The 14216-nt window shown below is 42.2% G+C and carries 15 protein-coding genes; all 15 read right to left on the bottom strand.

What is annotated here, in order from left to right; all coding sequences use genetic code 11:
* Window positions 1–13 precede the first annotated feature (13 nt).
* Window positions 14–781 (bottom strand): protein phosphatase CheZ, encoded by a 768-nt coding sequence (locus QL229_RS07215; protein ID WP_281546654.1) that lies wholly within the window; start codon window positions 779–781, stop codon window positions 14–16.
* 17 nt (window positions 782–798) lie between these two features.
* A complete protein-coding gene (gene cheY / locus QL229_RS07210; RefSeq protein WP_016708035.1) occupies window positions 799–1182 on the bottom strand; it encodes a chemotaxis response regulator CheY in 384 nt (127 codons plus the stop codon).
* Between the two features lie 40 nt (window positions 1183–1222).
* Window positions 1223–1933, bottom strand: coding sequence for an RNA polymerase sigma factor FliA (locus QL229_RS07205; RefSeq protein ID WP_135926251.1), 711 nt, complete (start codon window positions 1931–1933; stop codon window positions 1223–1225).
* 26 nt (window positions 1934–1959) lie between these two features.
* On the bottom strand, window positions 1960–2820 hold the full coding sequence (locus tag QL229_RS07200) for a MinD/ParA family protein (protein ID WP_135923872.1): 861 nt from the start codon (window positions 2818–2820) through the stop codon (window positions 1960–1962).
* Entirely contained in the window at window positions 2813–4294 is a 1482-nt protein-coding gene (gene flhF, locus QL229_RS07195; protein ID WP_281546653.1) for a flagellar biosynthesis protein FlhF, read from the bottom strand. The genes QL229_RS07200 and flhF overlap by 8 nt, the downstream gene beginning before the upstream one ends.
* A 20-nt stretch (window positions 4295–4314) precedes the next feature.
* A complete protein-coding gene (flhA, locus tag QL229_RS07190) occupies window positions 4315–6426 on the bottom strand; it encodes a flagellar biosynthesis protein FlhA (RefSeq protein WP_235382071.1) in 2112 nt (703 codons plus the stop codon).
* Between the two features lie 71 nt (window positions 6427–6497).
* Window positions 6498–7628: a flagellar biosynthesis protein FlhB gene (gene flhB, locus QL229_RS07185; protein WP_135923869.1), complete on the bottom strand. Its 1131-nt coding sequence runs from the start codon at window positions 7626–7628 to the stop codon at window positions 6498–6500.
* 9 nt (window positions 7629–7637) lie between these two features.
* Window positions 7638–8417, bottom strand: a complete 780-nt coding sequence (gene fliR / locus QL229_RS07180) for a flagellar biosynthetic protein FliR (RefSeq protein ID WP_135923868.1) — start codon at window positions 8415–8417, stop codon at window positions 7638–7640.
* Window positions 8418–8687 carry a flagellar biosynthesis protein FliQ gene (gene fliQ / locus QL229_RS07175; RefSeq protein WP_054553264.1) on the bottom strand — a complete coding sequence of 90 codons (270 nt, stop codon included), beginning with the start codon at window positions 8685–8687 and terminating at the stop codon, window positions 8418–8420. It lies immediately after the preceding gene.
* A 40-nt stretch (window positions 8688–8727) separates the two neighbouring features.
* A complete protein-coding gene (gene fliP, locus QL229_RS07170) occupies window positions 8728–9468 on the bottom strand; it encodes a flagellar type III secretion system pore protein FliP (RefSeq protein ID WP_135923867.1) in 741 nt (246 codons plus the stop codon).
* Between the two features lie 4 nt (window positions 9469–9472).
* The gene (fliO, locus tag QL229_RS07165; protein WP_135923866.1) at window positions 9473–9856 is read right to left on the bottom strand and encodes a flagellar biosynthetic protein FliO; all 384 of its coding nucleotides are present in this window, start codon (window positions 9854–9856) and stop codon (window positions 9473–9475) included.
* Entirely contained in the window at window positions 9853–10254 is a 402-nt protein-coding gene (gene fliN / locus QL229_RS07160; RefSeq protein ID WP_135923865.1) for a flagellar motor switch protein FliN, read from the bottom strand. The genes fliO and fliN overlap by 4 nt, the downstream gene beginning before the upstream one ends.
* Window positions 10255–10276: 22 nt before the next feature.
* The gene (gene fliM / locus QL229_RS07155) at window positions 10277–11368 is read right to left on the bottom strand and encodes a flagellar motor switch protein FliM (protein ID WP_281546652.1); all 1092 of its coding nucleotides are present in this window, start codon (window positions 11366–11368) and stop codon (window positions 10277–10279) included.
* 9 nt (window positions 11369–11377) lie between these two features.
* Entirely contained in the window at window positions 11378–11899 is a 522-nt protein-coding gene (gene fliL, locus QL229_RS07150; protein WP_135923863.1) for a flagellar basal body-associated protein FliL, read from the bottom strand.
* A gap of 75 nt (window positions 11900–11974) precedes the next feature.
* Window positions 11975–14191: a flagellar hook-length control protein FliK gene (locus tag QL229_RS07145; protein ID WP_281546651.1), complete on the bottom strand. Its 2217-nt coding sequence runs from the start codon at window positions 14189–14191 to the stop codon at window positions 11975–11977.
* Window positions 14192–14216: the final 25 nt, after the last annotated feature.

Below are 14216 nucleotides of genomic sequence, written 5' to 3'. Positions count from 1 at the left end.
AGTTACTCTCCTCTTAGAAGCCCAAACTTGATAATAGGTCATCAACTTCATCTTGTCCTGAGACAACATCATCACGTGACTCTGCATCAATAATTGGCCCTTCAGGACCTGCTAGCGTATCGCTTGTTGCAGGTGCTTGTTCTGTGGCCTGTTTTTCTTGTTTTTGCTGACCATCTTCTTGACTGCCGAATACAGTTAAGAGATTAATTAAACTGTCTTCAACTTCTCGTACTAGTTCAATAACACGGCGAATTACCTGACCAGTTAAATCTTGGTAGTCTTGCGCCATAAGCACATTGGTCATCAAGCCTTGTAATTCATCAGTTTTAGTATGAGAGTTGTTCATGAACTTATCTAAGCTATGGCATAAGGTTTTAAACTCACCAAGCTCAATTTCTCGGTTCATCAATCGATCCCACGTGGGCTTGATTGTTGCAATTTCATCAGCAAGTTGTTGTGCAATAGGTAAACTTGCCTCAACAGCATCCATGGTTTTATTTGCTGCATTTTCTGTCATTTCCATGACATAGTTTAATCGCTGTTTAGCGTCGGGTATCGCATCGGTAGTTAAATCGACGAGACGAGTATCAAGATCAAAGTTCTTTAACGCTTCATGCAGTTGACGCGTCAATTTACCGACTTCGGCAAACAACTCTGATTGTTCTTTTGAGGCGGCTTCAAGAATTAGCTTATCTGCCTTCTCTTGTTCACCTTTTTCAAGATACTCAACAAGTTGACGAGCTTGCTCTAAACTTATATGAGGCGCAGCAGGTGCTGACATAAGCCTCTCCCCTTAGATTAACCTAAACGTTCAAACACTTTTTCCAATTTGGTTTTAAGTGTCGCAGCAGTAAATGGTTTAACAATGTAGCCATTAACACCTGCTTGAGCAGCAGCAACAATTTGTTCTTTTTTCGCTTCAGCTGTTACCATTAAAACAGGAATGTGTTTAAGGCTATCATCGGCACGTATAGCACGTAACAAGTCAATACCTTGCATGCCAGGCATATTCCAATCTGTTACAACAAAATCAAATTCTTGATTTTGTAGCATTGGTAATGCTGTTGAACCATCATCAGCTTCCTGCACATTGGTAAAACCTAAATCCCTTAATAGATTTTTAATGATACGTCTCATTGTAGAAAAATCGTCAACAACAAGAATCTTCATGTTTTTATCCAAAACATCCTCCGGTGAGGTTTGAACCTATATTTACTTACTACTAATTAATCCAGTCATTGATTTTTGCTTTGAGCTTAATCATCGCCTGACCATGTATTTGACTCACACGCGACTCGCTAACATCGAGTATGTGTCCTATTTCTTTCAAGTTCATTTCATCGTTGTAATACAAAGACAAAACAAGGGCATCTCTTTCTGGTAACGATTGGATAGCCGTTAATAGAGACTGGTTAAACCGCTCATTTTTAACGTTATTAAACGGTTTGTCTAGTGCTAAATCATGACCCATTGGTGTTATTACGTCTTCATCAACACCTAAATCCTCGATACCTAATACTTTACTAGAATTAACGTCATGTAGAATATGATGGTACTCATCTAGTGTAATATCAAGTTTTTCAGCAACTTCTGTGTCTTTGGGCTCGCGGTTTAGGGTACTTTCTAATTCAGCAATTGTTTCTGCGACTAGACGTGCATTTCGATGCACAGAGCGTGGTGCCCAATCGCCTCGACGGATTTCATCAAGCATTGCACCGCGAATTCTGATACCTGCAAAGGTTTCAAAACTTGCACCTTTACTAGCGTCGAAGTTTTTTGACGCCTCAATAAGGCCGATCATGCCTGACTGAATTAAATCATCGAGCTGAACACTAGCAGGTAAACGAGCAATCAAATGACACGCCACTTTTTTGACTAAAGAGGCGTGCTTTTCAACAATCGCATTTAAATTCTGTGCTGATTGATATCCCATCGCTTTATTCACCGATGTTGTCATAGTTAGCCGTTTACTAGTTTCTCAATAAAAAATTCTAAGTGACCAGACGGTTGGTTAGGGATCGGCCACTTAACTGCTTTCGTTGCTAATGTTTTAAACGCCACCGCTGCTGGTGAGTTTGGAAATAACTCAACGATAACCTTTTGACGTCGCGTAGATTTACGCATGTTTTCGTCATAGGGAATCGTTGCGACTAATTCCATAGAAACATCTAAAAAACGATCCGTTACTTTTGAAAGTTTAGCAAATAATTCTTGCCCTTCACGCATGCTACGCACCATGTTGGCAACAATTTTAAATTTATATACACCATGCTCTCGGCTTAACACTTTAATAAGCGCGTAGGCATCTGTAATTGAGGTAGGTTCATCACATACAACCACAACGACATCTTGTGCTGCACGTGAAAAGCTTAATACCATGTCCGAAATACCTGCGGCGGTATCGACAATTAAAATATCAAACTCGGTGTTTAATTCGCTAAAAGCGCGAATAAGGCCAGCATGCTCAGAAGGAGTTAACTCAACCATGCTTTGCGAGCCAGACGTTGCTGGCACAATTTTAATACCAGCAGGGCCTTCTACAAGAATTTCATCAAGCTCACATTCGCCAGATAAAACATGAGATAAATTACGTTCAACACGTAAACCAAGCATCACGTCGCAGTTTGCCAACCCTAAATCGGCATCCAATACTAATACGCGGTTTCCTTGCTGACCTAATGCAATTGCAGTGTTGAGTGATACATTCGTTTTGCCCACACCACCTTTGCCGCCAGTAACAGCGATAACTTTAACGCCACTATTATTATTTTGATTCATTTTGCGCAGGCCGCTTGCTTGATCTAATACTGTGTTAATCATACATCCCTACTGTGTTCGACGCTACTGCTTGACGTCGTGAATGTTGTGCTTTTGCTCGTTTTAAATACAATTGTTCAGCTTTTTTCACTAGTTTTTCAGCATTCGCTACGCGAATATCTTCTGGAACACGCTGACCATTAGTAAGATACCCTATTGGCAGGCGATTTTGAATCGCTATGCTAATAATCTCACCTAAACTCAACGATTCATCCAATTTAGTGAAGATACAGCCACTTAGCTGAACCTTTTTAAAGTGTCTTACGGTTTCTTGTAGCACATTAATTTGTGCTGTAGCACTCAACACTAAATAACTACGAATATCAACTCGCTGATTACGCATTAAGGTATTAAGTTGCTCAGTTAAGCGTAAATCACGTTGGCTCATACCTGCAGTGTCTATTAATACTAGACGCTTATTTCGTAAATGGTATAGCACTTCAGCCAATTCATTGGCATCTTTTACTTGCTTCACACCACAACCAATAATACGGCCATAAGTTGCAAGTTGCTCGTAGGCACCAATACGGTAAGTATCAGTCGTGATAAGCGCCACTTTATCGGCACCATATTTTTGTGCACCAAGTGCTGCGAGTTTTGCAACAGTGGTTGTTTTACCAACACCTGTAGGGCCAACTAAAGCGAATACACCACCTTGACGCAGGATTTCGTTATTCGTTGTATGCATTTGGTTTTCAACCATTTGCAGAAGTGCTTGCCAAGCTTGTTGACGTGATACATCGTCAGGAATAAAACAGGCCATTTGCTCTGCAACGTCACGCTCAATACCCATACCAGCTAAACGGTCAATCATACACGCACGAGTCGGATCGCGACGCGCCATATCTTGTTGCATTAAGCCTGATACTTGATGTTCAAGTAATTGACGAATGGCATTCATTTCTTCGCGCATTGTCGCAATTTCAGATTGATTTGCCGGCGCTACTTGTTTGCGCTCTGTAGGTGTATCTAGATCATCAAACCCTGAGTCTAAGTCATCATCAAAACCTAAACTGTGCGCTTGTGTTTGCATACGTGGAGCAGCTTGTTCTTGATAGCGTGGTTTTGGAGCATATTCAGGACGAGGTTGGTCATAACTTTGCTCTTTAGGTTGATAGTGTTCACTCGTATCAATACCAGACTGACTGAACATTGACGCCAGCTCTGGCGAACGAGGGCGTGGGGCTTGACGCTCTAGTAACGCTTGTAAGCTATCGGCAACTTTTGCTTGCGGCTCAGGCTTGGCACGCATTGGCTCTGGTTTGACGAAGTTATGCTGTGGCGCAGGTGCTGATTGCACTGGCGCTGGGTTTGCTTCTGCTTTCGGGGCTGCTTTGTCATAATCAACAGCTGCAACGATTTCAACGCCGTTGGCTAGCTTTTTGTTTGACATAATTACCGCATCAACACCTAACTCGTCTTTCACTTCCTTGAGTGCTGTGCGCATGTCTTTGGCAAAAAAACGTTTAATTTTCATGGTTCAACCCCTTTACTATCCTATTGTTGGCCTACTGAGCTGACAATCTTAATCTGTCTTTCGTCTGGTACCTCTTGGTAAGACATCACCCTTAAACCTGGGATGGTGTACTTAACGAAGCGAGATAACACAGTACGTAACATTCCTGACGTTAACAGTATCGAAGGTTCACCGGCCATTTCTTGGTTTTGATGCGCTTCGTTCAATGATTGTTGAAGTCGCTCTGCAAGGCCTGGCTCAATTCCGGCACCTTCGTCACCTGCATTCTGAAGTGACTGATGCAACATCTGTTCCAACTCAGGCGCCAAGGTTATGACAGGGATTTCAGAAGACATACCAACGGCGTCTTGAACGATTAGTCTGCGCAGTGAAATTCGCACTGCAGCCGTTAGTACATCAGGGTCTTGGCTACGTGGGCCATATTCAACAAGGGTCTGTACAATTGAGCGCATATCGCGAATTGCCACCCCTTCGTTTAGTAAATTTTGTAGCACTTTTACGATTGTTGTGAGTGGTAATACGTCAGGAACCAGTCCTTCAACCAAACGAGGATGACTCTTCGCTAACATATCTAATAAGTTTTGCACTTCTTCATGGCCAAGTAGTAACGCTGCACTGTTAGTAAGTAACTGACTAATATGAGTCGCAACAACAGTTGCTGAGTCGACTACGGTGTAGCCTAATGATTGCGCTTCATCTTTTTGATCTGGTTTGATCCATACCGCATCTAAACCAAATGCAGGGTCTTTAGTAGCCACGCCTTTGATTGGGCCAAATACTTGACCAGGATTGATCGCGAGCTCATCGCCATGCTTAAGCTCGCCCTCGCCGCTTGAAACACCCATCATCGTGATTCTGTAAGCGTTAGGGTCAAGTTCTAAGTTATCGCGAATGTGCACAGGAGGCACCAAGAAGCCAAGCTCCTGAGACAGCTTTTTACGCACACCTTTGATACGATTTAACAGTTCACCACCTTGAGATTGGTCAACAAGTGGAATTAAGCGATAACCTACTTCTAAACCAATCACATCAACTTGCTGTACATCATCCCAGCCAAGTTCTTTTTGTTCTTGTTTGTTAGCAACACCCGTACCCGGTGCACCGCCATTAGCTTCTTGCTCTGCTTTCTCAGCTGCAGCTTTAAGTTTTTGCTGTTGCGTGTAATACGCTAAATAACCTAACAATGCACCTAAGCTTAAAAATGCAATATGTGGCATGCCCGGTACTAAGCCCATAATGATTAGGATACCAGAGGCAATGAATAACGATTTTTCATTACCCAATTGCGTTTTAAACTGATCGCCCATGTTGTGCGATTCATTTTGACGGGTTACAACAATCGCTGTGCCGATTGATAATAATAGCGAAGGTAATTGCGCAACAAGACCATCACCAATGGTTAGAAGAGTGTAAACTTCCATTGCTCGACCAAAAGTAAGATCATGCTGGATCATACCAACAAATAAACCACCAACAATGTTAATAACCAAGATGACAATACCAGCAATCGCATCACCTTTTACGAATTTACTCGCACCATCCATCGAGCCATAGAAATCGGCTTCGCGAGTTACTTCTTCACGACGTTCACGGGCTTGTTCAGCACTAATGAAACCAGCGTTTAAGTCAGCATCAATTGCCATTTGTTTACCTGGCATTGCGTCAAGGGTGAAACGAGCTGACACTTCAGAAATACGGCCAGCACCTTTAGTGATAACCACAAAGTTAATGATGATAAGAATAAGGAAGACGACTAAACCAACCGCATAGTTACCACCGATAACTACCGAGCCAAAGGCCTCGATTACTTTACCCGCAGCGTCCCCACCATTATGACCTTCAAGCAATACCACACGGGTACTGGCTACATTCAGTGCTAAGCGCATGATGGTTGCAATCAGAAGTACCGCTGGGAACATACCAAACTCAAGCGGTTTCATGGTGTACACAGTAACAAGTAACACCACTAGGGCTAACGCGATATTAAACGAAAAAAGAATATCTAAAAGAAATGGAGGCAGGGGTAAAATAACCATACCCAAGGCTGCAAGTACCAGCAGTGGCGTACCGACACCCTTAGCATATTCTTTTTTATCTCTGTTAAGTTGTTGTAATACCGCTTTAAATTCCATAATTCAACAATTTCAAAAAATTGACACTACACGGAATTTGCAATAACTATTCCAAGTTATAAGGCTAGGAATTAATATTTGTAACCATCTGGAATCGGTAACTTTTTGTCGAGTGGAACAGGCCGTTTACCACGTCCTTTTTGGAAGCGTTTTAACTGGAATACATAAGCGAGAACCTGAGCAACTGCAGTGAACAGCTGATCCGGAATTTGCTGGCCCACATCGGTGGTGTGATAAAGCGCACGAGTAAGCATTGGAGACTCAACAATAGGCACATCGTTTCCTTTACCAACCTTACGAATTTGCATAGCAAGTTCATCAACCCCTTTAGCAAGCACAATAGGCGCTCCGGCTTTGGCTGTATCATATTTTAGCGCCACAGAGTAATGAGTCGGGTTGGTAACAATAACATCGGCATCAGGGACATCTTGCATCATGCGCCTTTGCGACATTTCACGCTGCGTACGGCGAATACGCGCTTTAATTTGTGGGTCACCCTCTGAGTTTTTGTATTCGTCTTTTACTTCTTGTAGGGTCATCTTCAGCTCTTTATGATGCTTGTGGCTTTGATATGGAGCATCAATCGCTGCGATGATTATCAACGTGCAGGTCAATCCTAAAAACATCCAAGAGAGGATCTCAAGCGCATGAATAAAATTACTGGGTGCGCTTTCTTGGCTCAAATGAAGTATTTCATCAAAAAAGGTATTAATTAAAAACACCGCAAAGCCTGCAACCACTGCAAACTTCAAAATGGATTTAACAAGCTCTACGCCAGCTTGAGGGCCAAGCATACGTTTAATACCTTTCGCAGGCGACATTTTACTCGCTTTTGGTGCTGCGGCTTCCCAGCTAAAATTAAATCCGCCTAGCAAGGTATTTCCTATAAAACCAGCAATGACAATGATAAAAACGAACATCGCCATAGGGAAAATCAACGCATCAGCAACAATTCCCCACACAGAGAACATTTTAGTGGTGTCGTAGGTTTCATTGCGGTTCAGGCTCAATAATCGGCCCATAATGTTGTACAAACCTTTGCCGATTTCAGGACCATAAATTAGTAACGAAATTGCAGAGAAAATAAGTACAAACATAGTGCCGAGCTCTTTTGAGCGCGCTACTTGGCCTTTTTTCTTGGCATCTTCTATTTTTTTCCCGGTGGGTTCTTCGGTTTTTTCTTGACCTGAATCTTCAGCCATGGCTCGCTCCTAAGGTGTACAACCAACAAGGCTGCACATTAACTCAACCATTTTTAACCACTGAAACTCAAACTGAGTCATAAAGTTACCAAGCGTTGCCCAAATAATCACAAGACCAGCTACAAGAGTAAACGGGAAACCTATGGAAAAGATATTAAGTTGCGGCGCTGCACGGGTCATTACACCAAACGACATGTTAATAACCAGCATAGCTGTTAGTGGTGCCAAGGCAAGTACTAAGGCTGTGGTAAACATCCAACCGCCCCAAGTAACGATATCCCAGTAATGATCCACCGCCCACCAATTACCATCGATTGGCAATACCTCAAAGCTATGAATAACCATTTGAATCATCATCAAATGACCGTTAAACACAAAGAACAGCAAAGTAGCCAAAATGAGATAAAACTGGCCCACTGCTGGAACATTCATACCGTTTGACGGGTCAACGACCGACGCAAAACCAAGACCGGTTTGCATTGCTAGTATTTGTCCGGCAAGAACAAAGGTATTGAGCAGTAAGACTGAAGCAAAGCCAATCGCAACACCAATCAGCATTTGCTGTATCACGACTAATATCATTTCAAATGAGAAAAGATTATTAAAGCTTGCCTGCGGCAACATAGGTACAGCAACAAACGTTACTACAATAGCTAAACCTAGTTTAATTCGTGTGGGAACGTTTTTCGCGCCAAGACCAGCCATAATCATGATCATTGAGCTTATGCGGACCAACGGCAGTAGAAAATCACTGAGCCATTGAATTATGACTGCAAATGGAAACTCCATTTAGCCTGCAATCTCCGGTATCGACATCACTAAACGCGTAAAGTAATCCATAAGCTCTTGAGTAAACCAATGGCCCCCGATAATAAGTGCACTTATGGTAATTAACAAACGCGGTAAGAAGCTTAAGGTTTGCTCATTGATTGATGTTGCCGCTTGGAAAACTGCCACTACAAGACCAACTAATAAGCCTGGCACCACGATTGCTGACACTAACTTTATGACTAAAAACAGCGCGTCACTGAGTATATCGACAAAAATTTCTGGTTCCATTTTGTCTCTCCTACCTAATTATGTGCTTGTAATTGCATGGCTACACCCCAAGCCCAAAGCTCTTCGCCAATGTGCCCATCACAAGGCTCCAACCATCTACTAGCACAAACAGCATAATCTTAAAGGGTAAGGACACAATCATAGGTGAGAGCATCATCATACCCATGGCCATTAATACCGAGGCGACAACTAAATCAACTATCAAAAACGGGATGAAGAACATAAAACCAATGATAAAGGCCGTTTGCAATTCGCTGGTAACAAACGCAGGAATTAAAACAATTAGCGGGGTATCTTCTGGTGAATCTAATTTATCGTAGCCGGCAATTTTTGCGAAGGTTTCTAAATCTTTTATGCGAACTTGCGAGAGCATAAAAGCTTTCATTGGCTCTTTTGCAAGCTCCAATGCTTGTGTAGAAGTAACCTGTTCATTTAAATAAGGCTCAATTGCACGTTCGTTTACCTGCTGATAGATAGGAGCCATTATAAAAATACTTAAGAACAATGACATACCAAGCAATATTTGATTCGATGGTGTTTGTTGTAAACCAATAGCCTGACGCAAAATAGCAAGTACAACTATGATACGTGTAAATGAGGTCATCATGATGACTGCGGCAGGAATGAAGCTCAGCGCAGTCATGATCGCTAACACTTGCAGCGTTACCGAGTAATCTTGCGAGCCATCAGGGTTAGTGGTGATAGTGAGCGCTTCGACACCTTCTGCATTGACGGAAGGTAAAAACAACACACTTGCTAAAATAACGAGCCACTTGATCATAGCGTTAATTCTTTTTATTAGAAGGTGATTGTGGGTTTAATAGTTTGCCAAATCTTTTTGCTAGTTCTGGCAATTCTTTTTCTTTTAAGGGTGTTTCAAGCTTATGTAAGTAATTAATACTGTGAGGTGTCACACCAATTAAGTGTTGAGCGTTATCTATTTCAATCACCATTAATCGCTCACGTGAGCCTAACGGTAAACTTCGGACAACTTTAAACTCATCACTGTTAGCGAGATTCGGGTTAAGCTTTTTTACAAAAAAGGCCAATCCAATAATAACAACCAACACCAAAAGCAAAGACATCACCATAGACAGAAGATCTGCCGTCGGTGATGCCGTTGGAAACACAGTGCTCGACGCACTCGATAAAGCGATAAGTGCGTTCATCGTAACTTTTTAATACGCTCTACTTGGCTAATCACATCCGTTAAGCGAATACCAAACTTGTCGTTTACAACGACCACTTCACCATGCGCAATTAGCGTACCATTAACCAACACATCAAGCGGTTCACCTGCAACCCGATCAAGTTCAACCACAGAACCTTGGTTTAATTGCAATAAGTTACGAATATTGATTTTTGAACGACCGACCTCCATCGAAATAGTCACCGGAATGTCTAAGATGGTATCAAGCTTTCGTTTTTCGTCACTTGAGAGCTCATGCCTTTCATCTTTTAATTCATCAAGCTCTGCCACAGAAGCATCACTTGTGGCATTTTCGGCTTCCTCAGCTTCGGCTAAGGCCGCAGCCCATTCGTCCATTGTATCTTGATCATCACTCATTATATTTAACCTTATAAATCGACTACCAGTCTAAATCGACACCATCAGAAAGGTGTAGATCTTCTTCTAGTTCTGCTAATTCTGCATCTGAATCCAGTTTTTTGCCACCTTTTGTGAACACATGAAGCTCAGACTTAACTGATTCAGGGCGTTTAATTTTTTCGCTAATTTGTAGAGCAACATTATCTCTAGAGCGGCCCATTTTTGCTCTAAATGTCGGTAACTCTTCAACAAACACAGTGATATGCTCTGGCATTTCAACCGGAATAATATCACCCGCTTTAAGCTCCATAATCTGCTGTAGCGTTAAATCTATTTCGAGAAGCTGTGTTGATAAGTCAACCTCAACATCCATAATTTCGTCGCGCAGCGCTTTACTCCAGCGTAAATCAGTATCTTCTGTATCTGATTGCACACCGGCATCAAGTAACTCACGGATAGGTTCAAGCATTGAGTAAGGCAAGGCGACGTGAAAATCACCACCACCACCATCAAGTTCAATGTGAAATGAACTGATAACAACCACTTCTGTTGGGCTAACGATATTGGCCATGGCTGGGTTTACTTCTGAGTCTAAATACTCAAACGACACATCCATTACCGGCGCCCATGCTTCTTTATAATCTTCGAAGATAATTTTAAGCAGCATTTGCACGATACGGCGTTCTGTTGGGGTAAATTCGCGGCCTTCAATTTTGGCATGGTAACGACCATCACCCCCAAAGAAGTTATCCACCAAAATAAACACCAAGCGTGCTTCCATGGTGATAAGCCCTGTGCCTTTTAGCGGACGAAAACGCACCATATTCAAGCTTGTAGGAACAAATAAGGTATGAATATATTCACCGAATTTGATCATTTGTACGCCGTTAATCGAGACTTCAGCGGTACGGCGCATCATATTGAATAAGCTAATGCGCATGTGACGCGCAAAACGTTCATTCACGATTTCCAGCGTCGGCATTCGGCCACGTACGATACGATCTTGTGAAGAAAAATCATATTGCAGTGTATTACTGTCTAAGTCATCACCTTCGTGAATATCTTCCTCATCGACTTCATCAACACCATGTAAGAGCGCATCAATTTCGTCTTGAGATAATAAATCGCTCACGCTGACCCCTTATTGCATCACAAAGCCGGTAAACAGTACCCGCTCGATCACTTTGCTGCCTTCCACATCATTTAAAGCAGATTGCACTTTTTCAAGTGCAGCAACACGAACAGACTCTTTACCTTCACTGGTACCTAGCTCATCCGCTGTCGTTGTTGACAGTACGCTTAATAAGGTACTTTCAATGAGTGGAATATGCTTTTTAGCCGTTTCTTCATTTACTTCGCCACGTACTAAAAGCTGCACTTTAATTTGCACAATACGGTCACGACTAGCGCCCGGTACATTGAAAACAAAAGGACGAGGCATAGCAACATACAAAGCAGAGCCAATTTCAGCAGAACTTGAAGGTGCCGCGGCTTCTGCTGCCGTTGTTTCGTCGGCAAGACTTTCTACTGGTTCTTCACCACCCATAAATAAAAAGTAGCCTGCTGCAGCAGCCACTATCACAACGACCGCAGCAATGATAATTATGAGCTTCTTTTTACCTTTACCTGTATCTTCTATTTCTAAATTTGCTTCTTCGGCCATTGTCACTTCCTTAAGCGTTACAACAGTTAGGAAATATACTCATTGTAACTATTTTATTTCTTATAATAGCAGGACTTATGCATAGTAATCTATTGATGATGAAGATTGTTGTCGAGAAGTTTCTGCACTTTGTGCTGTTACCTCTTGTTGCTGCTCTTCACTGTGCTGATTACCAGCTAACTGGCCTTGACCAGGCTCTCCATCCTGCTGCTGCTCAGGGCTACCCTGCTGAATACTACTTTCACCTAGCTCTATTCCCTGCTGAGCAAGCATTTCGCGTAGTCGGGGCATAGATTGTTCAAGCGCTTCTTTAGCTTGCTGGTTTTGTACTACAAAGTTTATTTGTGCCTGCTCTGCGTCACTGCGGATACGTATTTGCATACTGCCCATTTCAGGCGGATCAAGACGGATTTCAGCTTCTTTATTATTAATATTTAACAAAGCACTAACTCGTTCCTGAAGCATTTTCGCGGCATCACTTTTAATGATATTAATCGCTTGCATAACCCCAGGATCTACACTCACCGACTTGCTCTGTGCTTGCTGAGTTGTTTGCGTCTGCATAATATGCGCATCTATTGCATTTTCATGATGATGCTGAGCAATATCATGTGCTGTTGGCTGAATCGACGTCGCCACAGGCGACGTTAACTGATTTAATAACTGAGTAATTCGCGGGGTACTAACCTCCTGCGAACGTTCAGCATTAAGCTTAATATCTCGCTCAGCTGATGACTCTTCAGAATTATTTACGTTACCTACCGCAGGGGCTAACTTTTCAGCTCGCGTAGGTGTTGTATTACTATTTTCTACCGCGCTTGCATTGGCTGTAGTAACCGGCGTAGTTAGATTTGTTTTCCCGTTAGTGTTAACAGCCTCTGAAAGCCAAGCCTTAGCTGCTGTTAGTTTTTCAAATTGGCTAGTACCAGCTGTGACTGTTTGTAGTTGTGCATTAACCTTGTTCAACAGCGCTTGTTGCTCATCTTTTGTCAATCCAGCCAGTTGCTTTTCAACACCTACAGGCAATTTAAAGTCACTTGTTTTTTGCTCAGATAACTTAACACCTTGCTGTATTTGCGACTCATCAGCCGTTAATTGTGAGGCTTGATTTTGCGTAACTTGCAACGGCGTAGTTTTGTTCATCAATTCTGTAAGCAAGTTTTTAATAGTTTCAGCGTCTTTTGAGTCTAACTTGTGATCTGTCTTTAACTGATTAATTTGTTGTTCAAGCTGTTGTTGCTGCTCGTGGGTAAGTGATAAACCTTTTGCAAATTCACTGACAGCTTTACCATCACCGCTTTGCACCTTAGCAAACAAACTGATAATTGATTTATCTGTTACAGAATTTTCTATCCCTTGGTTAACTTTAGGTGAATCAGGGTTTTGCTCTGTAGAGGAAACAGTTTTGGCATTAGTGACTTCTGCAACCACTGAGCTTGCGACACTAGCTTGGTTATTTTGAGCGGCGAGCTGTGCTGATGTTGGTTTTTGAGCATCAGCCTCTCCCGTAGCCTTTAACAGACTATTAAGGCTATTTTTTTCCGAGAGGTTTGCTTTTGTCTCTTTAGCTGATTCGGACTGTTGCGGCACTGTATTTGGCGTATCAGCTGCAGAAACAGTTAGTTTTTTATCGATTAATGGGCTATCACTATCAGACGTTTTTGCATCTTTCTGCGCTATTTCAGTACCAGCTTTTAACTGATTATCGACAGCTGTCGCAACTTTTGATTTATGTAATACGCTCGCAGCAGTATTGTTGATATCAGAATTGCCAGCAGACTTATCAGCATCAGACATAGAGTTCATTGGTGATGGAATTATTGGGGTAACAGAATCACCAGAGACTGGCTTTTTAGCAGTTACATCATCGCCTAACTCATTATCTTCAATAAGTTTATTAACCCGTGTACTCATCGCTTGGGCTGCATTAATTTGCGAAAGTAATGAGTTTTCTTCATTTAGGCTTGAGTCTGTTTGTGACTCATCTTGCTCTTTTGTTACAGTCTCACTCGTATTCTTTTTGCTATCGCTTACATCTGCTGTGGCTGATTCGTGGTCATAGTCTGTATCGACAGTCAGCTCTTCAGACTCTTGTTCACTTTTTTCAAGACGATAATACTCGTTGTCATTTTTAGATTGAGAGGTTGTTTGGGCATTTGCCGCTTCACTTGCTTCTGTTAATGACGTTAAAAAGCGCAACCCTGAAGCTGTATCGTAAGACTCCGTCTCTTTGCTAGAAAAACCAGTACCTTGCTCAGTTTTAACCTGCAAATTGATATCACTGATCGCCATAATTCACCTAAAAAGAAAGAGGCAA

This window comes from Pseudoalteromonas sp. PAR1, assembly GCF_947311895.1.
In the GTDB taxonomy this organism is placed as follows: domain Bacteria; phylum Pseudomonadota; class Gammaproteobacteria; order Enterobacterales; family Alteromonadaceae; genus Pseudoalteromonas; species Pseudoalteromonas lipolytica_C.
Note: the sequence above shows the minus strand (reverse complement) of the source record. Positions and strands in the feature narration are given on the sequence as shown.